This window comes from Serratia oryzae, from assembly GCF_001976145.1.
GTDB classification, from domain to species: Bacteria; Pseudomonadota; Gammaproteobacteria; order Enterobacterales; family Enterobacteriaceae; genus Chania; species Chania oryzae.
Genome location: NZ_MOXD01000005.1, coordinates 166584 through 188702, shown reverse-complemented (window position 1 = coordinate 188702; position 22119 = coordinate 166584). Strand labels below are relative to the sequence as shown.

General features: G+C 52.8%; 17 protein-coding genes. 6 read left to right on the top strand and 11 right to left on the bottom strand.

The features are described from left to right. Positions 1–206: 206 nt before the first annotated feature. The 3 genes from ldtD to BMI79_RS11185 all read left to right on the top strand — a co-directional run bounded on the left by ldtD (position 207) and on the right by BMI79_RS11185 (position 3497). Positions 207–2054 carry a L,D-transpeptidase gene (ldtD, locus tag BMI79_RS11195; protein WP_076942221.1) on the top strand — a complete coding sequence of 616 codons (1848 nt, stop codon included), beginning with the start codon at positions 207–209 and terminating at the stop codon, positions 2052–2054. 180 nt (positions 2055–2234) lie between these two features. Next, positions 2235–2783 carry a peptidoglycan L,D-endopeptidase MepK gene (gene mepK / locus BMI79_RS11190; RefSeq protein WP_076942220.1) on the top strand — a complete coding sequence of 183 codons (549 nt, stop codon included), beginning with the start codon at positions 2235–2237 and terminating at the stop codon, positions 2781–2783. A gap of 66 nt (positions 2784–2849) precedes the next feature. Further along, entirely contained in the window at positions 2850–3497 is a 648-nt protein-coding gene (locus BMI79_RS11185; RefSeq protein WP_076942219.1) for an MBL fold metallo-hydrolase, read from the top strand. A gap of 73 nt (positions 3498–3570) precedes the next feature. Here the strand turns inward: BMI79_RS11185 and BMI79_RS11180 are convergent, their stop codons facing one another. The 5 genes from BMI79_RS11180 to BMI79_RS11155 all read right to left on the bottom strand — a co-directional run bounded on the left by BMI79_RS11180 (position 3571) and on the right by BMI79_RS11155 (position 11347). Further along, the gene (locus BMI79_RS11180; RefSeq protein WP_076942218.1) at positions 3571–4761 is read right to left on the bottom strand and encodes an amino acid aminotransferase; all 1191 of its coding nucleotides are present in this window, start codon (positions 4759–4761) and stop codon (positions 3571–3573) included. A 244-nt stretch (positions 4762–5005) separates the two neighbouring features. Beyond that, positions 5006–6094 (bottom strand): porin OmpC, encoded by a 1089-nt coding sequence (gene ompC, locus BMI79_RS11175; RefSeq protein WP_279626666.1) that lies wholly within the window; start codon positions 6092–6094, stop codon positions 5006–5008. Between the two features lie 299 nt (positions 6095–6393). After that, positions 6394–7794, bottom strand: coding sequence for an asparagine--tRNA ligase (asnS, locus tag BMI79_RS11170; protein WP_076942217.1), 1401 nt, complete (start codon positions 7792–7794; stop codon positions 6394–6396). Positions 7795–8008: 214 nt separating this feature from the next. Beyond that, a complete protein-coding gene (pncB, locus tag BMI79_RS11165; protein WP_076942370.1) occupies positions 8009–9214 on the bottom strand; it encodes a nicotinate phosphoribosyltransferase in 1206 nt (401 codons plus the stop codon). Between the two features lie 426 nt (positions 9215–9640). Then, positions 9641–11347, bottom strand: a complete 1707-nt coding sequence (locus BMI79_RS11155; protein WP_076942215.1) for a GGDEF domain-containing protein — start codon at positions 11345–11347, stop codon at positions 9641–9643. Between the two features lie 257 nt (positions 11348–11604). Here BMI79_RS11155 and pepN point away from each other — a divergent pair, with 257 nt between their 5' ends. Further along, positions 11605–14220, top strand: a complete 2616-nt coding sequence (gene pepN, locus BMI79_RS11150; RefSeq protein WP_076942214.1) for an aminopeptidase N — start codon at positions 11605–11607, stop codon at positions 14218–14220. A 33-nt stretch (positions 14221–14253) separates the two neighbouring features. On the opposite strand, the gene ssuB is transcribed toward pepN, so the two are convergent. The 5 genes from ssuB to ssuE are packed head-to-tail and all read right to left on the bottom strand — an operon-like array spanning position 14254 to position 18566. After that, the gene (ssuB, locus tag BMI79_RS11145) at positions 14254–15030 is read right to left on the bottom strand and encodes an aliphatic sulfonates ABC transporter ATP-binding protein (RefSeq protein ID WP_076942213.1); all 777 of its coding nucleotides are present in this window, start codon (positions 15028–15030) and stop codon (positions 14254–14256) included. Then, positions 15030–15821 (bottom strand): aliphatic sulfonate ABC transporter permease SsuC, encoded by a 792-nt coding sequence (ssuC, locus tag BMI79_RS11140; RefSeq protein ID WP_076942212.1) that lies wholly within the window; start codon positions 15819–15821, stop codon positions 15030–15032. The genes ssuB and ssuC overlap by 1 nt, the downstream gene beginning before the upstream one ends. Positions 15822–15832: 11 nt before the next feature. Further along, positions 15833–16981, bottom strand: coding sequence for an FMNH2-dependent alkanesulfonate monooxygenase (gene ssuD / locus BMI79_RS11135; protein WP_076942211.1), 1149 nt, complete (start codon positions 16979–16981; stop codon positions 15833–15835). 16 nt (positions 16982–16997) lie between these two features. Next, the gene (locus BMI79_RS11130; protein WP_083704427.1) at positions 16998–17972 is read right to left on the bottom strand and encodes a sulfonate ABC transporter substrate-binding protein; all 975 of its coding nucleotides are present in this window, start codon (positions 17970–17972) and stop codon (positions 16998–17000) included. A gap of 15 nt (positions 17973–17987) precedes the next feature. Then, positions 17988–18566 (bottom strand): NADPH-dependent FMN reductase, encoded by a 579-nt coding sequence (ssuE, locus tag BMI79_RS11125; protein ID WP_076942209.1) that lies wholly within the window; start codon positions 18564–18566, stop codon positions 17988–17990. A gap of 534 nt (positions 18567–19100) precedes the next feature. Between ssuE and pyrD the strand changes: the two genes are divergently transcribed. Next, entirely contained in the window at positions 19101–20111 is a 1011-nt protein-coding gene (gene pyrD, locus BMI79_RS11115; protein WP_076942207.1) for a quinone-dependent dihydroorotate dehydrogenase, read from the top strand. A gap of 294 nt (positions 20112–20405) precedes the next feature. Next, positions 20406–20954: a cell division protein ZapC gene (locus BMI79_RS11110; RefSeq protein WP_076942206.1), complete on the top strand. Its 549-nt coding sequence runs from the start codon at positions 20406–20408 to the stop codon at positions 20952–20954. A 2-nt stretch (positions 20955–20956) separates the two neighbouring features. On the opposite strand, the gene BMI79_RS11105 is transcribed toward BMI79_RS11110, so the two are convergent. Next, positions 20957–22060 (bottom strand): YcbX family protein, encoded by a 1104-nt coding sequence (locus BMI79_RS11105; RefSeq protein ID WP_076942205.1) that lies wholly within the window; start codon positions 22058–22060, stop codon positions 20957–20959. Positions 22061–22119: the final 59 nt, after the last annotated feature.

Here is a 22119-nt window from a genome sequence, read left to right as displayed (position 1 = left end):
AGGTGGGTTTTTTTTACCGATAAAGCCAAGTGGCTAACAGTAATTCTGCGGTGCCGAGAGCAAACAGGCCGTTCTGTTTGTATAATGAAACTAATGTCCCTCCAATAGGTCGAGTTGCAGGAGTGCAAACGCATTGGCTGCTTGACGTTGTCAGGGGACAAATAATCTTTGTTGTATTTTTTTTGTGAGCATACAGGGGGCAAGGGATGTTGCTTAAAAAAGGAAACTCAGTACGACGTCTGGCATTGAGTTGCGCAATTGCGTGTGGTTTTGCCATGTCGTTACCCGCATGGGCTGCCGTGCAGGCGTTTCCGTCAGCGATGCCATCCGGTATGTCTGCTGCGCAAAGCCGCAGTGAAATATTGGCGGCACTGCCTAAAGGCGTGATGCCGCATTATCTTCCTACCCTGGCCCAACTGTATGCATCTAACCAGATGCAGCCAATGTGGCAGGACCGCGAAACAGTATTACAGTTCCAGCAACAGCTTGCTGAACTTGCCATTTCCGGGGTACAGCCACAGTTTACCCAATGGGTGAAATTGCTCACCGATCCAGCGATCACGAACATGGCTCGCGATATTGTGCTGTCTGATGCCATGCTGGGCTATCTGCAGTTTGTTTCGTCAATCGGGGTAAATGGTAACAACTGGCTGTACAGCAATGTCCCTTACAAGCTGAGCCTGCCGGCGAATACCGTCATCAACCAGTGGCAGTTGGCGTTACAGCAGGGCAAAACCCTGGCGTATATCCATTCGCTGGCACCTCAGCATCCGCAGTATGAAAAAATGCATCAAGCGCTGCGCGATCTGTTAGCAGATAGCCGGCCTTGGCCACAAATGGCGAATGGGGCAAGTTTGCGCCCTGGCCAGCTCAGTGATGATATTCCGGCATTGCGAGAAATTCTTACGCGTACTGGTATGTTAACGGCTGCGCCGATAGCTACGCCGCACTCGCAGGAGCCCGCCGCGACCCAGGCGGCCGTAACGGCACCGGTAGTGGAGGACGATCTGTCGGTCGATGAAGAGAAAAATCGCAGCACGGCTGGGGCGGTAGTCAGCCCGGCAGCGGCACCGATCAAAGATCTTGCTTCCGCTCCCGAAGCTCCAGCGGTGCATCAACCCGTCAGCCCGGTTTCGGTGAGGGATAATCGTTATACCGACGATTTAGTGGAAGCGGTTAAACGTTTCCAGATATGGCAAGGGCTGACGCCAGACGGTGTTATTGGTGCTCGGACACGCGAATGGCTGAACGTCTCACCGCAAATGCGTGCTTCTTTGCTGGCGTTGAACATTCAGCGTCTGCGTATTCTGCCCGGGCATGTTGATACCGGCATTATGGTCAACATTCCGAATTACTCACTGATCTATTACCTGAACGGCAATGAAGTGTTGTCTTCACGGGTGATTGTTGGCCGCCCAAGCCGTAAAACGCCATTAATGAGCAGTGCGCTGAATAATGTGGTGGTCAACCCGCCGTGGAACGTGCCAACTAAGCTGATCCGTGAAGATATTGCGCCTAAAGCGATGCATGACGCGGCTTATTTCCAGAAGCATGGCTATCGGGTGTTCTCTGGTTGGAGCAATGAGTCCGAGGCCATCGATCCGTCAATGATTGATTGGAGCGTAATTTCGCCGCGCAATTTCCCTTACCGCATCCAACAGGCGCCGGGGGCCAGTAATTCACTGGGGCGTTTCAAATTCAATATGCCAAGTTCAGAAGCGATCTATCTGCACGATACCCCTAACCACGGCTTGTTCCAGAAAGATATTCGGGCTTTAAGCTCGGGTTGTGTGCGGGTGAATAAAGCGTCTGATCTGGCGAACATGCTACTGCAGGACGCTGGTTGGAATAACACGCGTGTCTCTTCCACGCTGAAGGCGGGGAATACCACCTACGTAAACATTCGTCAGCATATCCCGGTCCAGCTGTATTATCTGACTGCGTGGGTTGCTGATGACGGTAAACCGCAGTTCCGTACAGATATTTACAATTATGATGTGACGGTGAGATCGGGCGCACAAATTTTGGCTCAGGCAGAAAAATTGATGCAATAAATGCAGTAATTCTAAGGAAATGACGGTCTGAATGTCTGGTGATCCACAAGCACTCTTTTTGTGAGTGCTTGTAAACCTAAGCCTATATCGGGTTGACTCCGTATACGCTGGCGGTTATGGTTCGGGCTGTGCGCAGCTTTGTGCATTTATTTTGACATTCTTGCCGAGTTTAAAAGAGTCATGGACAACATTGATCATCATCGCCGTAAATGGTTAACGCTAGGTAGTGTGGCTATGGGCATAGCTTTGCTCCCTGGGCAAGCCTTTGCCAGCCTTTCTACTGCTCGCCCACGTATTCTGGTGCTCAATAACTTGAATACCGGTGAATCCATCAAGGCCGAGTTTTTCAACGGCAAAGGTTACAACCGGGAAGAGTTAGCGCGGTTGAACCATATTTTCCGTGATTATCGTGCCAATAAGGTCAAAACGATCGATCCTCAGTTGTTTGATCATCTCTATCGCCTCCAGGGCTTGCTGGGAACGAACAAGCCGATTCAATTGATTTCGGGTTACCGTTCCTCATCAACCAATAATGAAATGCGTGAGCACAGCCGTGGTGTGGCTAAACAGAGCTACCATACCAAAGGGCAGGCGATGGATTTCCATATTGAAGGTATCCAGCTGAGTAACATCCGCAAAGCGGCATTAAAGATGCGCGCTGGCGGCGTAGGGTATTATCCGCGTAGCAACTTTGTACACATTGATACCGGCCCGGTGCGGACCTGGTAACACTGTGCACCATGAGTGAATAGCGCCAACCTTTATCGGGTATGGCGCTTTTGTCGTTGGAGCTTTATGAAATACCACATTATCCCCGTTACGGCGTTCAGCCAAAACTGTACTCTGATCTGGTGTGATAAAACACAGCAGGCAGCCCTGGTTGACCCTGGTGGTGAGCCTGAAAAATTGAAAGCCGAAGTAGCAAAGAAAGGCGTCAGGATTAGCCAGATTCTGCTGACGCATGGCCATCTTGATCACGTTGGTGCGGCGGCTGAATTAGCTGAATATTATCAGGTGCCGATTTTGGGGCCGCATAAAGAAGATGCTTTCTGGCTTGAGGGTTTGCCTGCTCAGAGCCGTATGTTTGGCCTGGCAGAATGTGCCCCCTTTACGCCAGCGCAATGGCTGGAGGAAGGGGAGGCTGTGCAGGTGGGTGAGATGTCATTGAGGGTGCTGCATTGCCCTGGTCACACGCCTGGGCACGTCGTTTTTATCAATGAGAAGGCACGTTTGGCATTGGTTGGTGACGTGCTGTTCTGTGGTGGTGTGGGCCGGAGCGATTTCCCTCGCGGCGATCATCAAACGCTGATTGCTTCGATTCGCACCAAACTATTACCGCAGGGTGATGATGTGGCGTTTATTCCAGGGCATGGACCGATGTCCACCTTTGGGAAAGAACGCCAAACCAACCCTTTCCTGCGGGAAGAACCAGCAGTCTGGTGACCGGACGATCTCCCGGTAAGACAAGAAGAGCAAAGGGGCGCAGTGCGCCCCTTTTCAATGCTGAATTTTCAGCTTACAACACCGCGACGATGGCTTCGCACAGTGGTGCCATATTGTCTGGCGTCATGCCAGCCACGTTAACGCGGCCAGAGTTAACGGCATAAACACCAAACTCGTCGCGCAAGCGGAGAACCTGCTCTTTGGTCAGCCCGCTGAAAGAGAACATGCCATTTTGGTTGATGATAAAGCTGAAATCTTGCTTTGCCCCTTTCTCCCGCAAGGTATTCACGAACAACTGGCGCATACGGTGAATGCGTTGGCGCATGTCCGTCAGTTCCTGCTCCCAAGTGGCGCGCAGTGCTTCGTTACCCAGAATAGTGGCAACTACGGCGGCACCGTGCGACGGTGGGTTAGAGTAGTTGGCGCGGATTGCGGCTTTAACCTGACTGAATGCACGATCGGCGGTTTCAGCATCGGCAGCAACCACCGTACAAGCACCAACGCGTTCGTTGTAAAGGCCGAAGTTCTTCGAGTAAGAACTGGCAACAATCAGTTCCTGATGCTTGGCTGCAAAAATGCGCAGGCCTTGAGCATCTTCGTCTAAACCTTTGGCAAAACCCTGATAGGCAAAGTCGAACAGGGGTAACCAGCCCTTGGCGGCGGAAAGCTCAGCCAACTGGGTCCATTGTGCTTCGGTTGGGTCGATGCCGGTTGGGTTATGGCAGCAGCCGTGGAATAACACCACATCGCCAGCCTCAGCCTGTTTCAGGCTATTGAGCAAGCCATCAAAGTCCAATGCATGGTTGGCGGCATCGTAATAGTCATATTCCAACACTTCCAGGCCAACTGCGCCGAACACATTTTTGTGGTTAGGCCAGGTTGGGTTACTGATCCAGATACGCTTGGCGCTGGTTTGGTTGGCAATAAAGTCTGCTGCTACACGCAGGCCGCCGGTACCACCAGGTGTTTGCGCGGTGCGCGCACGCTTGTTGGCAATGATTGGGCTTTGTTTGCCGAACAATAACTCTTGCGTGCAGCTAGCAAACGCAGGGATACCCTCAATGCCAAGGTAGTTTTTGGTGGTTTCATTTTCCAGCAGGTATTGCTCAGCCTTCTTCACGCTGGTCAGTACCGGCGTCTTACCGGTTTCGTCTTTATAGACGCCAATCCCTAAGTTGATTTTGTTCGGACGGGCGTCCGCGCGGAAAATATCGGTCAGACCCAGAATTGGATCGGCAGGTGCTGCGGTGATTTTTTCAAACATGTCAGATTGCTTCCATGGCCTAGAGTTAAGCAGACAGAAGCATCAGGGTAGCGCCAGTTATCGCCTTTGCCAACCGTTTGCGAGAAAAACACATCGATCTTGTGATGGCGGCAGATTCAGCACAAAAAATGACGGAGAAGGGGGCATTAGTAGGATAAAAAACGGCTAAGTAATCAAACAAAAACAGGGCCGAAGCCCTGTTTTTTAACTTATCTGGCAGCGAACTGCCATTAAGCGTAACAACTTAGAACTGGTAAACCAGACCGGTAGCTACGATGTTGTCGGTAGCGATACCGTTAGCATTGTAGAACGCAGAGTCATTGTCGTTCAGCAAGTTGATTTTGTAATCAACATAGGTAGACATGTTTTTGTTGAAGTAGTAAGTAGCACCGATATCAACATACTTAACCAGGTCTTTGTTGTTGCCGTAAGGGGTGTTCAGGTCTTTACCTTTAGATTGCAGGTAAGCAATAGAAGGACGCAGACCAAAATCGAACTGGTACTGTGCAACCACTTCATAGTTACGGGTCTTATCAGCGATCCGACCGTCGCCGTATGGGGTCATGTTATGAGTTTCTGCATACATGGTAGCAAAGTACACGTTATTGGCATCGTACTTGGCACCCAAGGTCCATACTTCAGCTTTATCGCCACGAGCAGAGCTGGTTTTCTGCTCAAGAGTACGATTGGAAGAAGAGTAGGCAGCACCGACGCTCACACCGGTATCCATGATTGCATAAGTGGTAGAAACGCCTACGCCGTCACCGTTAGCTCTGGTAACGTCGCTACGATCGTTTTTACCCTGATACTGCAGCGCGAAGTCCCAGCCATCAACCATACCGAAGAAGTTCTTGTTACGGTAGGTTGCTACACCAGTTGCACGCTGATTCATAAAGTTATCAGTGTTGGTGTAGGTATCGCCACCAAACTCAGGCAGCATATCGGTCCAACCTTCAACGTCATAAACCACGCCATAGTTACGGCCGTAGTCGAACGAACCGTAGTCAGCAAACTTCAGACCAGCAAAGCCCAGACGGGTTTTGTTGCCATTTTGTGCATCAGAACCACCTTCGGTGTTCTTAGCTGAGAAGTTATATTCCCACTGGCCGTAACCGGTCAGTTCGCTATTGATCTGGGTTTCACCTTTGAAGCCAAGACGAGCATAGGACTTGTCACCGTCATCGCCTTTGTTACTAGAGAAATAGTGCAAGCCAGCAGCTTTACCATACAGGTCCAGCTTGTTGCCATCTTTGTTGTAGATTTCTGCTGCGTTTGCTGCACCAGCTGCTAACAGAGCTGGGATTACTACTGCAAGAATGTTGCGCTTCATCATTATTACCTCATTGGTGTTATTCGGACACCTTGCCACTGCCGCCAATAATTCTTTTGGAACTATTGTTGATAGTTTGGTGTCGTCCTGTGTCTGAACGCAGTGTTCCATTCACGGGCGGGTTAATCTAGAACGAAAATGCTACTAATGTCGCAATCTGGTTTCAAAAAGAAAGTATGTGTTACAAAATGTAAATTATAGGGAACTTTGTGACCTGGATCAATGATAAGAAATACAAAAGGCCAGCAGTGCTGGCCTTAAAATTGTACAGAAATAGGTTGAAAAGTGTTCGCGAGCTCTCGCTAGAAGCTGGCGTTACGTGGCGTGCGAGGGAATGGGATTACGTCACGTACGTTTTGCACACCGGTGACATAAGCGATTAAACGCTCAAAACCCAAGCCAAAACCCGAGTGCGGCACGGTACCGTAGCGACGCAGATCGCGGTACCACCAGTAATCTTCTTTATTCAGCCCCATTTCCTCCAGGCGCTGATCCAGCACATCGAGGCGCTCTTCACGCTGTGAACCACCAATGATCTCACCAATCCCCGGTGCCAGAACGTCCATCGCCGCAACGGTCTTACCATCTTCATTCATGCGCATATAGAATGCTTTGATATCTTTCGGGTAGTTCTTCACTACCACTGGCGCTTTGAAGTGCTTCTCGGCCAGATAGCGTTCGTGCTCAGAAGAAAGATCGATCCCCCAGGAAACCGGGTTCTCGAAGGTTTGGCCAGAGGCGATCAGAATTTCAACCGCTTCTGTGTAATCCACTTGGGCGAAGTCGGAAGAAACAAAGCGTTTCAGGCGATCAACGGCGTCTTTATCTACACGTTCTGCGAAGAATTGCATATCGTCAGCACGTTCATCAAGCACTGCCTGGAAGACATACTTCAACATGCTTTCGGCCAGACCTGCGACGTCATCCAGGGTAGCGTATGCCACTTCGGGTTCGATCATCCAGAACTCAGCCAGATGGCGGCTGGTGTTGGAGTTTTCGGCACGGAAGGTTGGGCCAAAGGTGTAAATTTTTGACAACGCACAGGCATAGGTTTCGCCGTTCAACTGACCAGAAACGGTCAAGAAAGCTTCTTTGCCAAAGAAATCCTGGCTGAAGTCGACCGCGCCTTTGTCGGTGCGTGGCAGGTTCTCCATATCCAGCGTGGATACGCGGAACATTTCACCGGCCCCCTCGGTATCAGAAGCGGTGATCAGCGGGGTCGATACCCAGAAATAACCATTTTCATGGAAGAAACGGTGAATCGCCTGCGCCAGAGTGTGACGAACGCGGGCAACGGCCCCGATCAGATTGGTGCGTGGGCGCAGGTGAGCTACTTCACGCAGGTATTCAATGCTGTGACGCTTGGCCGCCATAGGATAGGTATCGGGATCGTCAACCCAGCCTACCACCTTAACCGCCGTTGCCTGCAGTTCAAAGCTCTGGCCCTCGCCAGGAGAGGCAACCACATTCCCGGTCACTTCAACGGAACAGCCGGTGGTCAGATGCAGAACCTCATCCTGATAATTCGGCAGAGAATGATTAACAACGGCCTGTAACGGATCAAAGCAGGAGCCGTCATAAACGGCGAGGAAGGAGATACCAGCTTTAGAATCTCTCCGGGTACGTACCCAACCGCGCACGGTGACTTCACTGTCAACCGCAGCACGACCTTGCAGTACGTCGACTACAGGCACTACGCTCATAGATTTCTCTCTTTATAAGTTTTGGTTCAGGAACGGCTAACAACCCAAGAATTTGGGGATAATGCTATGTTACTTGCCGCGTTGCAGAGCACAAGTAGAAATCATCAGAATGGCGCAACATTTCTTGTGGGCGGGTAAACGAGGCGGGAATTTTGTTGCTATATAAAGGAAGAAAAAGAAAAGCCGGCTGCAAGGATTCAACCGGCTTACATCATCAACTGGCCTTCTTCACCAGCGGCAGCGCGAAGGCTTTGCGCAAGGCTTTCACGAACGCTTGATCCTGGCAGATGGTTTTGCCTGGGCTATCAGAAAGTTTCGCCACCGGTTTGCCCTTGCATTCAACCAGCTTGATCACAATATTCAGCGGCTTGACGCCGGGAATATCACAGGTCAGGCGAGTCCCGATGCCAAAGACCAGGTTGATGCGCCGATCAAAGTGGCGGTAAAGAGCCAGGGCTTTGTCGAGATCCAGATTGTCTGAAAACACTAGCGTCTTGCTCATGGGATCGAGTCCCAATGCCTGATAGTGAGCGATAGCTTTCTCGCCCCAGGCAAACGGATCGCCAGAGTCATGACGCAACCCTTGATAAGGTTGGGCAAACTGCGGGCCGAAGTCGCGCAGGAAGGCATCCATGGTAATACAGTCGGTGAGCGCAATGCCCAACTGCTCGGGATATTCATCCAGCCAAGCCTGTAACGCTGCGCGCTGGCTGTTGGCAAGCTCCGGGCTGATCTGCTGGTGGGCCTGGAACCATTCATGGGCTTGAGTTCCGACCGGCGTCAAAGCCAACCGATGAGCCAGATCGTAGTTACTGGTGCCGACCAGATAGGGGAATTCACTTTTCAGCGTGCTGACGACGGCCTGCTGCACGCCGCAGGAGAAACGGCGGCGGGTGCCGAAGTCCATCAGCTTGAAGCGGGAGATATCAATATCCCCGGCCATCTGTTTGAACTGTGCCAGCTTACTGCGCAACTGGCTCACGGCCATTTCTGGCGTCACTTGTGGCGAGTGGTGGCGATGCACCACTTCACTGATCACGGCGAGCAGCGGCACTTCCCACATAATCACTTCGAGCCATGGCCCGGCGATGCGGATCTGCAGCTTGCCGTCGCGATTATCGATGGTGACCTGTTGGGGGTCATAACGGAAGTCACGTAGCCAGTTCAGGTAATCTTGCTGAAAGAACGGCAAACCGGAAAGGTACTGAAACTCGCCCTCGGTCAGTGCCAACTGACTCATCATGGCAACCTGCGCGCGGATCTCGTCGGCATAGTCACCCAGCAACTCGTCGCCACGGCAACGGAACTCCGCCGCAACGGTAATGGCGGGGTAGCGGTGGAACACTGCTTGCTGCATATGAAGCTTGTAGGCATCAGTATCAAGCAGTGAGGTTAAAATCGGGGAGGCGTATAGAGTCATAGCGCGTAACAGCATCCTCTTCAGGCGCGTGTCCAAATCCGGATATCCCTGTCTTATTTGACGCTGCCATCTCGCGGCAACGGCAAATACGTTGGGTACTATCGTAAAAGTGGGGGGAGTATACCCGGATTATCCTGTTATTGAAGCCTCATCACACCACAAATGGCGGGAACGGGTCGAGGATTAAACGTGCCTTTATGGGATTGAGGCAGCGCTGTCGGCAAGAAAAGTCAGATAATCCAATAAGCTGGGCTGTTTAGTTTATTTAATGATAAAAATTATAATGTTAATTATTTTAAACACTGATTCAGATAAACCCGTTTGGCGTGTATACCCTTCATACTTCAAGTTGCTTGGGTGTTGGCTGCCTTCACTCACCCTAGTCACTTACTTGAGTAAGCTCCTAGGGATTCATTCAGTTGCCGCCTACAAGCAACTCGAATTATTTTGGGTATAGATGCTGACCTTGTTTTTGCCGCTCTTTTTACAGAAATACAGCGCTTCGTCGGCCTGCTTGATGGCCGGATGCAGTTCTTGGAAGTGGTTGACCGTTGCGATGCCACAACTGGTGGTAAAGCGCACTGTTTTGCCATTGTCCAGCGCCAGGCTGAGTTGACAGGTTTGCTCCCGCAGATTATCCATGATGCTGCGGGCGTTTTCTAACGTACAGTGGTTGAGCAGCACCGCGAATTCTTCTCCACCGTAGCGGCAGAAGATATCACTGGAACGGAAAGTGTTGCGCAGCAATTGTGCGAACATCACGAGTACTTGGTCGCCGACGTCGTGGCCATAGGTATCGTTGAGCCGCTTGAAGTTATCGACATCAAGCAGGCAAAAAACGTGCGGATAACTGTTGGTGGCCAACTGCTCACATTCGAGGAAGAATTTGCGACGGTTATAAATGTTGGTTAACGGATCGAAGAAAGATGAGGTTTCCAGCTCTTTTATCAGCTGATGTTTTTCATTTTCCAGCGCAATTTTTTCCTGATGATATTGTTTGAGCTGTGTGATGGCATTGCTGATGGCGATCAGTTCTTTGCTATAAAACGCCTCGTTGTTATCAATATTCATTTCACCTCGTGACAGGCGCAGAATATTGTTATGGGTCTTGGTTAGCCAACGGCTGATATTTGAACAGAATATCAGCGAAGGTAACAACACAAACAATACGATCAGCCAACCGAGCGAAATCATGCCGTAAATAGCGGCCTGGCTGTGGTGCATTTTGGCTTCAGAGGCGGCAATTTCCAGTTCAAAACTACGCTGATATAGCAGTTGAGAAAGTTGGCTCAGCTCTTTGATATACTGGTAGATAACGCCTGAGTTATAGTCGGTGTTATGAGTAATGGCCTGATGCAAATCTTCCGAAATACGGTTAACCCGATCGCTGGAGATCTTTTCCAGAATATCATCCACGGCGGCTGAAATTTGCGCATCGCCGTAGGCCAGTTTCATAAACACCAAGCGGGTGTTAAGGGCATTAAGAGCGCCGGTGAGTTGGATCGCCTTCAGGTAAAGGGTTTTATGCTCCTGCCCACCCAGGTTAATGTCAATAATCTGATCCAGCAATTCGGCCAGGGTCATATTCAGCCGATTATTGAGACGGATCGCTTCCAGAAACAGAAAGGAATCGGCGGTGATCATCCGGGTATCATAGGTATAGCGATAAAAGGTTTTGGTAGCCTGGACGATATAATAGGCGCTGTTGATATTGAATAAATTGGTGTTGGCTTCATTGATCAGCGATATCTGGCGGGAGTCGTTATCCAACAATTTCTCCATCAGGTTGACCATAGAGAGCAGGGCGAATTTCTGCTGAATCCCCAGCCGTTGAGAGATCTCGCTGTCGATATGTGATTTGACGATCGCTATTTTTTGGCGTGCCTGAGCATCATCGTGTTGCCATTGGTCTGCGGTAATCTCTTTATTCACCAGGCTTAATCTTTTTGAACGGTGTGCACGCAGCGCGGCCTGAAAGGCTGCGGACACTTCTTTGGCGCGATGGGTTTTATACAGGTTTTCCTGGCTCTGAAGATAGCTGTCATGCGCCTCGATCAGCCCATCGGAAATAAATATGGCAAAAGAGAACGTTAGGGCAAAAGTGAAAAAATAGATTAGGTATTTTACTTTCATGCCAATCCGTTTCTCCAGCGAGACGAGGGTGAAATTATAACATCGTGTCGAGCGCGTCGCTGCAGTAATGTTGTAGGTGCTGCGCAATTGCGCAGCTATTTCTGTCGCTGGCGCGGCCATCTCTGGGTTTTTTTCGTGGCTGTGATAGAGTTTATTCACTATCGGGCCGCGGAGCTCAACGTTATGCAACAGGCTAAGGCCGGTATGACGTTACCTGAGCCAGTACCGGCAACTTACTGAAACGTCGAAGGGTTTTTATGACACAACAGCCACAGGCGAAGTTTCGCCACGATTATCGTGCACCGGATTACACCATTACCGATATTGATTTGGATTTTGAGCTGGAGGCTGAGAACACACGCGTCACTGCCGTCAGCCAGATCAAGCGCCAAGGGGCCGCAGGAACCTCTTTAATCCTCAACGGCGAAGATTTAACACTGGTGAGTATTCAGATTGACGGGCAACCATGGGATGCCTATCAGCAGCAGGATAATCAACTGGTTATTGATAAACTGCCAGCACAATTTACCCTGACCATCGTCAACGATATCCACCCGGCCAAAAACACCGCGCTGGAAGGGTTATACCTGTCCGGTGAAGCGCTGTGTACCCAATGCGAAGCCGAAGGGTTCCGCAACATTACCTATTATCTCGATCGCCCAGACGTTCTGGCGCGGTTTACCACCCGTATCGTGGCGGATAAAGCGCGCTATCCATTCTTGCTCTCTAACGGTAACCGGATAGCTGAGGGAGAACTGGACGATGGCCGTCACTGGGTGCAATGGCAGGATCCGTTCCCTAAGCCTAGCTACCTGTTTGCCTTGGTTGCTGGCGATTTCGATGTGCTGCGCGATAGTTTTACCACGCGTTCCGGGCGCAAAGTGGCGCTGGAGCTGTTTGTGGATCGCGGCAATCTGGATCGCGCCGATTGGGCCATGACCTCGTTGAAGAATTCAATGAAATGGGACGAAACCCGTTTTGGTCTGGAATACGATCTGGATATCTACATGATCGTGGCCGTGGATTTCTTCAACATGGGCGCGATGGAAAACAAAGGGTTAAATATCTTTAACTCGAAGTATGTGCTGGCCAAGGCCGAAACGGCCACCGACAAAGATTACCTGAATATTGAAGCGGTGATCGGCCATGAATATTTCCATAACTGGACGGGCAACCGTGTAACCTGCCGTGACTGGTTCCAGCTCAGCCTGAAAGAAGGGCTGACAGTATTCCGCGATCAGGAGTTCAGCTCAGATCTGGGTTCACGTTCGGTTAACCGCATCGACAACGTGCGGGTAATGCGCGGCGCACAGTTTGCCGAAGACGCCAGCCCGATGGCGCATGCCATTCGGCCAGACAAAGTGATCGAAATGAACAACTTCTACACCCTGACGGTGTACGAAAAGGGCTCAGAAGTGATCCGCATGATGCACACCCTGCTGGGGGAGCAGCAGTTTCAGGCGGGTATGCAACTGTACTTTGAGCGTCACGACGGCAGTGCCGCAACCTGCGATGACTTTGTTCAGGCGATGGAAGATGCCTCAAATGTCGATCTTTCTCTGTTCCGCCGCTGGTACAGCCAGTCGGGTACGCCACTGCTGACGGTACGCGATGAGTATGACGCGGAGCATCAGCAATATCGCCTGCACGTCAGCCAGAAGACTGCGCCAACTGCCGATCAGCCAGAAAAGCTGCCGCTGCATATTCCGCTGGATATCGAACTGTACAATAGCGAAGGGAAGGTGATCGCCCTGCAGAAAGGCGGTGCGCCGGTAAACAATGTGCTGAACGTCACTGAGGCGGAGCAAACGTTCGTGTTTGACAGCGTTCCCCATCAGCCAGTGCCTTCGCTGCTGCGTGAATTTTCCGCGCCGGTGAAGCTGGATTATCCGTACAGCGATCAGCAACTGACTTTCCTGATGCAACACGCGCGCAATGAGTTTGCCCGTTGGGATGCCGCACAAAGCCTGTTGGCTACCTATATCAAACTCAACGTGGCCAAGTACCAGCAGAAACAGCCGTTGACCCTGCCGTTGCACGTTGCCGATGCGTTCCGCGCCGTGTTGCTGGATGAGAAACTGGATCCGGCCCTGGCGGCACAGATCTTGACGTTGCCTTCAGAGAACGAAATCGCTGAACTGTTTACCACTATCGATCCAGAAGCGATCGCCGCGGTGCATGATGCGATCACCCGTTGTCTGGCACAGGAAATGGCCGATGAGTGGCTGGCGGTGTATCGCGCTAATAAAACGGATGGCTACCGTGTTGAACACCATGACATTGCCAAACGTGCGTTGCGCAATGTGTGTCTGAGCTATCTGGCATTTGGTGATGCAGAGCAGGCAAATCAACTGGTAATGAAGCAGTTCCAGCAGGCGGACAACATGACCGATTCACTGGCTGCGCTGTCGGCGGCGGTGGGGGCACAATTGCCATGCCGTGATGCCTTGATGAGCGAGTTTGATGAGCGCTGGCATCAGGATGGCCTAGTGATGGACAAATGGTTTGTGCTGCAGGCCACCAGCCCGGCGGCCGATGTGCTGACCAAAGTGCGTGCTTTGCTGCAGCATCGCTCCTTCAGCCTCGGTAACCCGAACCGTACCCGTTCACTGATTGGTGCTTTTGCTTCAGCCAATCCGGCGGCGTTCCATGCGGCGGATGGCAGCGGGTATCAGTTTCTGGTGGAAATCCTCAGCGATCTCAACCAGCGCAACCCGCAGGTGGCTGCCCGGTTGATCGAACCGCTGATCCGCCTGAAACGTTACGACGCTTCCCGTCAGGCGTTGATGCGCAATGCGTTGGAGCAACTGAAAGGGTTGGAAAACCTGTCTGGCGATCTGTATGAGAAGATCACCAAGGCATTAGCGGCCTAAAAGAGCAGGGACGGGCGATGCCGTCCCTGCGAGTTAATTTGTTGCCACCCGGCATGCTGTTTCCTGCGCTTGTGGTGGTGACAACACCCTGTCCAGCACTTCAGCTTCCAGCTCAGCCAGCCTGGCCGAACCTTTGCGGCGTGGCCGTGGTAAATCGATAGTCAAATCCAGCCCGATCCGCCCCTCTTCAATGAGCAACACCCGATCGGCCAACGCAATGGCTTCACTGACGTCATGCGTGACCAGCAGCACGGTGAACCCCTGTTGCTGCCACAGACGTTCAATCAGCCCCTGCATCTCGATACGGGTTAACGCGTCCAGTGCGCCCAGCGGTTCATCCAACAGCAATAGGCGAGGGCGATGAATCAGCGCTCTTGCCAGTGCAACACGCTGCTTTTGCCCACCGGAGAGTGCCGCAGGCCAGTCGTTAGCGCGATCGGCCAAGCCGACGGTGGCTAAGGCTTGTAACGCGTCATCACGCCAGTTACCGCGCAAACCAAGCCCGACGTTATCGATCACCTTTTTCCACGGCAGCAGGCGGGCGTCCTGAAACATCAAACGCGTATCGTCTTTGGCACTGCTGAGCAGTGCACTACCGGCCAGCAGTGCGCCACCATTGGCGCTTTCCAGCCCGGCCAGCAGGCGCAGCAGGGTGCTTTTGCCACAGCCGCTACGGCCCACCACGGCGATAAACTGGCCCGCAGTGATGCGCAGTTGCAGGTTATCCAGCACGGTGCGGTTGCCATAGCGTTTGGCAATGGATTCCAGGGTGACCGGAATGCCTGGTGGAATACGAGTGGGAGCCGTCATCACGCTTCTCCTGATTTCAGTTGATAGGCCGGATGCCAGCGCAGCCAAAGGCGCTCGAGCCCTTGTGCGCTGGCATCGGCCAGCTTGCCGAGCAGGGCATACAGAATAATGGCCACCACCACCACATCGGTTTGCAGGAATTCACGTGCGTTCATTGCCAGATAGCCGATGCCGGAGTTGGCTGAAATGGTTTCTGCGACAATCAGCGTCAACCACATAAAACCCAGAGCAAAACGCACACCGACCATGATTGACGGCAATGCACCAGGCAGCACCACTTGGCTGAACAAACGGAAACCGTTCAGGCCGTAGCTGCGTGCCATCTCCAGCAGGCCGCGATCGAGATTCTTGATGCCGTGATAGGTATTCAGGTAGATCGGGAACAGCGTCCCGAGTGCCACTAAAAAGATCTTGGCCGACTCATCAATGCCGAACCACAGGATCACCAACGGGATCAGCGCCAGGTGGGGCACGTTACGGATCATCTGAACTGAGCTGTCGAGCAGGCGTGCGCCCCAGCGCGATAAACCGGTGATAAACCCCAGCACCAGCCCGATGCCGCCGCCAATGCTGAAGCCAACCAACGCGCGCCAACTGCTGATCGTCAGGTGTTGCCACAGTTCACCGCTTCTGGTCAGCGCCCAAAAGGCGGTGATAACCGCGCTGGGGGCAGGCAGGATGCGGTTTGACAGCCAACCGGTCTCAACGGCTGCCTGCCAGACCACCACCAGTAGCACCGGCAAAACCCAAGGGGCCAGCCGCTGCAGGAGACGTTGTGTACCGATCGCCATCAGGCTCCTCCTCAGCTTTGTGCTACTTTTTGTGGTGAGTAAATATTAGCGACCGTTTCTCCCTGCGGTTTGATGGCTCGCAACTGCGCTGGCGGTTCATTTTTCACCAGATCCAGATGCGGGAACAGCAGTTCGCCGACTCGGTAAGCTTCTTCAAGGTGCGGATAGCCAGAGAGCACAAAGGTATCGATACCCAGATCGGCGTATTCCTGTATGCGCTCTGCCACCGTTGGGCCATCGCCTACTAATGCCGTGCCCGCCCCGCCGCGTACCAGCCCGACACCGGCCCACAGGTTCGGGCTGATTTCCAGATGGTCTTTGCTGCCGCCGTGCAGGGCGGTCATGCGCTGTTGGCCTACCGAGTCGACGCGCGCGAAGGCCTTTTGCGCATCGGCAATGGTCTGGTCATCGAGATGAGAGATCAGACGATCGGCCGCGCGCCAGGCTTCTTCGGTGGTTTCGCGTACGATCACGTGCAGGCGAATGCCGAAGCGGACTTTGCGCCCAACGGCTGCCGCTTTGGCACGCACCTCCTCGATTTTTTCCTTCACCTGCGCTGGCGTTTCCCCCCAGGTCAGATAGAGTTCGACCTGCTCAGCGGCCAGATCCTGCGCTGCAGCGGAAGAACCGCCGAAGTAAAGGGGAGGGCGCGGTTGCTGGACCGGTGGGAACAGCAGTTTGGCGCCTTTCACGTTAATGTGCTTACCGGCGAAATCAACCGTTTCCCCTTCCAGCACCTTGCGCCACACGTGGGTAAATTCGGTAGAGGCTTCGTAACGTTCCGCGTGATTCAGGTGCAACCCCTCTGCGGCCAGCTCTTGTGGATCACCACCGGTCACCAGATTGAACAGCGTGCGGCCATTGGAAAGCCGGTCCAAAGTGGCGGCCTGCCGGGCGGCTACCGTCGGTGAAATAACGCCGGGGCGCAGTGCCACCAGGAATTTCAAGCGCTGCGTGACCGGAATTAACGATGCGGCCACCAGCCAGGAATCTTCACAGGAACGGCCGGTGGGGATCAGCACCCCGCCAAACCCAAGCCGATCGGCTGCTTGGGCAATCTGTTGCAGATAACTGTAATCGACCGTGCGGGCGCCTTCAGCACTGCCTAGATAGTGACCATCTCCATGGGTCGGTAAAAACCAGAATACGTTAATACTCATAATGATGTGCTCCTGCTTATTGTGAGTTTGGTTGCCAAATGCGTTGAGTGATATCCACCCGGAACGGCAGTAATCGGTTGGTGAAGAACAGATCGGCGGTTTGCTGCTGGGCGGCAATAGTCTTCGCATCCAGCGGTTTGATCGCGGTAATGGGGCGATGATCCAGATAAGAGGCAATCACCGGTTCTGGTAATCCCATCGCATTCGCCAGCAGCGTGACGCTTTTTGCCCGATCGCTGCGGGTTAACGCATCGGCCTGCGTCAGGGTATCCAGAACCTGTTGGATGAATAGGCCATTGGCTTCGGTGTAGGGGTGAGCGGCCAGATAGAAAGAACCGGTCTGGTTCAATTGGCTGCCGTCGGTCAGCACTCGGACGCCGCCTTGCAGCAATGCGGCGGAATAGTAGGGATCCCAGATCGCCCAGGCCTCGACGTTGCCCTGCTGGAAGGCCGCGCGAGCATCGGCAGGCGTCAGGTAAACCGGCTGAATATCACTGAACTCCAGGCCGGCCCGTTGCAAGGCACGTAGCAGCAGGTTGTGCGAGCTGGAACCTTTCTGGAAGGCGACCTTACGCCCTTTCAGTTCAGCAACGCTGTTAATCGGGCTGTTTTCTGCCACCAGGATCACTTCGGCTTTAGGCTTTGGCGGCTCTACGCCGACATACAGCAGATCGGCTCCGGCGGCCTGAGCAAAGATCGGCGGGATATCGCCGGTGCTGCCCAGGTCGATACTGCCGACGTTCAGCGCTTCAAGCATCTGCGGGCCTGCCGGGAATTCGATCCAACTGATTTGCGTGCCGGGGAAACGCTTCTCTAGCAATTGGTGCGTTTTTGCCAGCACCAGGCTGACGGAACCTTTCTGATAGCCAATGTGCAACTGGGCTGGGGCATTCTCCTTTGCGCTGGCGGCCTTAGCGATCGCCAAGGCAAAAATCGCCAGCAGTGCAGCCGTAGTGAACCCGCGGCGAAGAGTTGAGAGTCGCTTCATCATTGTTTCCTTTTATTCTCAGGCGGTTTGCTGGGTTAATAGCGTGGAGGGGAGGTTTAAAGCAGGGGATTTTCTGCGGCCCAGCGCCCAGTAAAAGCTTTCCAGCGCCTGTTCCAAACGGGTGGAAACAGGGGCAGACAGGGTGAACTGTTCACCGCTGAGTAGGATCTGGCTATCGTCGGCAAAAACGCCGTGCAGCACTTCCTGGGCTTTCAACGCCGCCAACACCGGTTTTAACGCGTAATCCACCGCCAGCATGTGGCCGAGAGAACCGCCGGTTGCCAGCGGTAACACCACCTTATGGTCTAATGCGCGCTCTGGCAGCAGATCGAGTAAGGTTTTCAATGCACCAGAAAATGAGGCTTTATAGACCGGCGTGGCAATCAGCAGGCCGTCCGCCAGCGCGAGTTGGGCGGCAAAGGCTTTGATGTCAGGGCTGTTGAAATTGGCATACAGCAGATCGTCGGCAGCGAAGTCGCGCAAGGTATAGGCAATCACTTCCACACCTTGTTGTTGCAGCCAGCGTTGGCTCTGATGTAGCAGGGCTGCTGAACGTGACGGAACTTGTGGGCTGCCAGCCAGTGATATAACGCGCATTGCCGCTCCTTATAGCTATACCCTTCATACTTCAAGTTGCATGTGCGTTGGCTTTGTTACTCGGCCCATCCGTGGGCCTCGCCCCTTCGGGGCCGCTGCAAGCAGCGTTCAAATCTGCTCCTGGCAGATTTGTCGCTCACCCCAGGAACGATCTTGAGCAAGCTCCTGGGGATTATGAGCCTCAAAGAGTCTCACCCTGCGGGCCAGCGCAAGCGCTGTTCAAATCGGTCAAAGACCGATTTGTCTCTGCGTCGCCGCCTTCCTGCAACTCGAATTATTTTGGGTATAAAAGTTATCAATGTTAAAATAATGTTTGTTTAGTGTTTTAAGGCTAACAGCAAGTGAGGGCGTTTTTTAAATCTCAATTTCTGATTTTGATATGCGTAAATAGGGGAAAGCAGGGGCTTCAAGGGCGGGATCGGGAAAGGGGTGGTGATAAAAACGTTTTTTTTGCCTTTAATCAATTCCAATTAATGGCAGGATACCGGAGAATATGCCCCCGGCTTGCAACTAACCGGGAAATCAGGAGAGTACATGTACTACCCCCTCATCAGGAAAGCGTTGTTTCAGCTCGATCCCGAGCGTGCGCATGAATTGACCTTCAGTCAGCTCCGCCGGATCACCGGCACTCCGTTAGAGTTTCTTATCCGTCAGTCCGTGCCGACCAAGCCGGTGAACTGCATGGGGCTCTCTTTTAAAAACCCGTTAGGCCTGGCCGCCGGTCTGGATAAAGACGGTGAGTGCATTGATGCTTTTGGTGCGATGGGGTTTGGCTTTGTTGAGGTGGGAACCGTTACCCCACGTCCACAGCCCGGTAATGATAAACCACGCCTGTTTCGCATTGTTGAAGCTGAAGGGCTGATTAACCGCATGGGATTCAATAACCACGGCGTGGATAATCTGGTTGAGAACGTTAAAAAATCCCATTTTGGCGGCATTCTGGGGATTAATATTGGCAAGAATAAAGATACGCCGGTAGAACAGGGTAAAGATGATTACCTGACCTGCATGGATAAAGTGTATCCCTATGCCGGTTATATCGCGATTAATATCTCTTCACCCAATACGCCGGGATTGCGTTCGTTGCAGTATGGCGAAGCATTAGACGATCTTTTGCTGGCCATTAAAAATAAGCAGGCCGAATTGCATGCCCGCCATCACAAATATGTGCCAGTGGCGGTAAAGATCGCACCAGATCTTTCTGAGGAAGAATTGATCCAAATAGCCGACAGTCTGGTGCGGCATAATATCGATGGCGTGATTGCCACTAATACGACCCTCGATCGTAAATTGATCCAGGGATTGAATTACTGTGAGCAAACCGGCGGGCTCAGTGGTCGCCCGGTACAATTACGCAGCACTGAAGTGATCCGCCGCTTGTCACAGGAACTGCAAGGGCGCTTGCCGATTATCGGCGTGGGGGGAATCGATTCCCTGACCGCTGCGCGGGAAAAAATGGCGGCGGGGGCAACGCTGGTGCAAATTTATTCCGGATTTATCTTCCATGGCCCGCGTTTGATTAAAGATATCGTTACCCATATCTAATATTTTTCCCTTCATTTCTGGCCGGGGGTTTATTTCTGCTCCCGGCTCGTCTATATTTTGTTCGTCAGTCTATACCCAAAATAATTCGAGTTGCTTGTAGGCGGCAACCGAATGAATCCCCAGGAGCTTACTCAAGTAAGTGACTGGGGTGAATGAGGGAAGCCAACACCCAAGCAACTTGAAGTATGACGGGTATAAATATCGTTCGTAGAATTAGCGGCTGTTGAGGTGATAACATCATCTGTTAGGGTATCGCGTTGTTAAGTAGCACGTTGGCAAGAGGGATAAGCAATAATGAAGATAAAACCAGACGATAATTGGCGTTGGTATTTTGACGCTGAACACGATCGAGTCATGCTCGATCTCGCTAATGGTACTCTCTTCCGTTCGCGCTTTCCGGCAAAAATGCTAACGCCGGATGCGTTTGCTGAATGTGCTTTCTGTGTTGACGATGCGGCACTCTATTTTGATTACGAAGAGCCCTGTAAACAGCTGCAGCTCAGCCATGAGCAGCGCGCCGAACTGGTATTGAATGCCCTGGTCGCGTTCCGTTTCCTGAAACCCTTGATGCCAAAGAGCTGGCATTTCACCCAGCAGCATTATCCGCTGCAGCCCAAGAATGGGACATTGGCGGCGGTGAAGGTGATGGATAGCGGCGAAGACGCCCACCTGCTGGTGGTTGAGGCCGGTGATCATGCCAGCCTGTGCGTGCTGGCGCAAAACCAACTGATGTTAGCTGGCCGCACCATGGTGTTGGGCGATGCCATCAAGGTGATGCACGATCGCCTCAAGCCTTGCATTCTGGATGATTTATCCGCTCCGGCTTACGACAGAGCGGTTTAACCTCAGGCCAGTTTTACATCGCTTTTGGGAATGCAACTGCAACACAGAACGGTGCCGTCGTTGCCGATGGCGCTCTGCTTCAATGGGGCGACGTCTCCGTCAACCAACTGGATCCGGCAACTGCCGCAAATACCCGCCCGGCAGGAGTAAGGAATGCGGATTCCCTGCTGCTCTAGCTGCTCCAGCAAGATCTGCTGATTATTACCGGTGAACACTTGCCCGGCGTATTCGATCGTCACGCTGTGCGTGCTGTCTTGCGGTGCCTGCAGGCTGGCTACAACCTTACCCGCGCCATATGGCCGCGGTGGCTTGTTGGACAGCACCTCAACCGTATCCCCCACGCGGATAATACCGCTGTTACGGGCAATCATATTCTGACCGAAATCGATATCGCCATTCTCGGCAGTGCGGAATTTTTGCAGCGTACCGAGCGGTTCGCCGCTCGGGTGCTTGCGGCCACGCTCGGTGCTGACGGTAGTCAGAACACAGCGGCTGCAGGGTTTCACCAGATCAAACATTACCTCGCCGACGCGAATCACCTGCCAACTATCTTCAGCCCAGGCACTGGCTCCGCTGACCACCAGGTTCGGGCGGAACTGTTCCAGCTTGATACTGCCAGGGCAGCGCTGTTGCAGATCCAGGAATGACGCTTCGTTGACCAACAGATACGGATAGCCGTCGGCGAACGACAGTGGAATCTCCGGGTGTTTTGTTACTCTGCGGGTTAATTGCGGCCCAACCCAGCGTAGCTGCACGTCACGCTGAAAATAGCCGCTGAGCCAACTGTTGATCGTCTGTGGGGCAATCAGCGCGGTGAAATGGTTACCCCAAACTTCGGTCGGGCGCTCATCGGCGGCAAAATCATGGAAGCGGATCGTAGCACTTTCGCCATCCGGGGCGGTCAGGTACAGGCCATCTGGCAACAAAGCCGGGGTAAACAGCACCATCTGCGGGTATTGGCGGGCCGTAATAAAAGTGCCATCAGGTTCGGTGATCATAAAGCTGCGATCAAAAGCCAGCCCGTGGCTTGCCGCCAGCGCATGAGAAAGCTGTAAGCCGCGTAGTGATTTGATCGGATGAACGTAAAGCCGCGAAAGCGTGATCACCACTGCCCCCATAACGATGATGAAATAGAAGGGAGCAACTTTATGACAAGCGGCCGGGA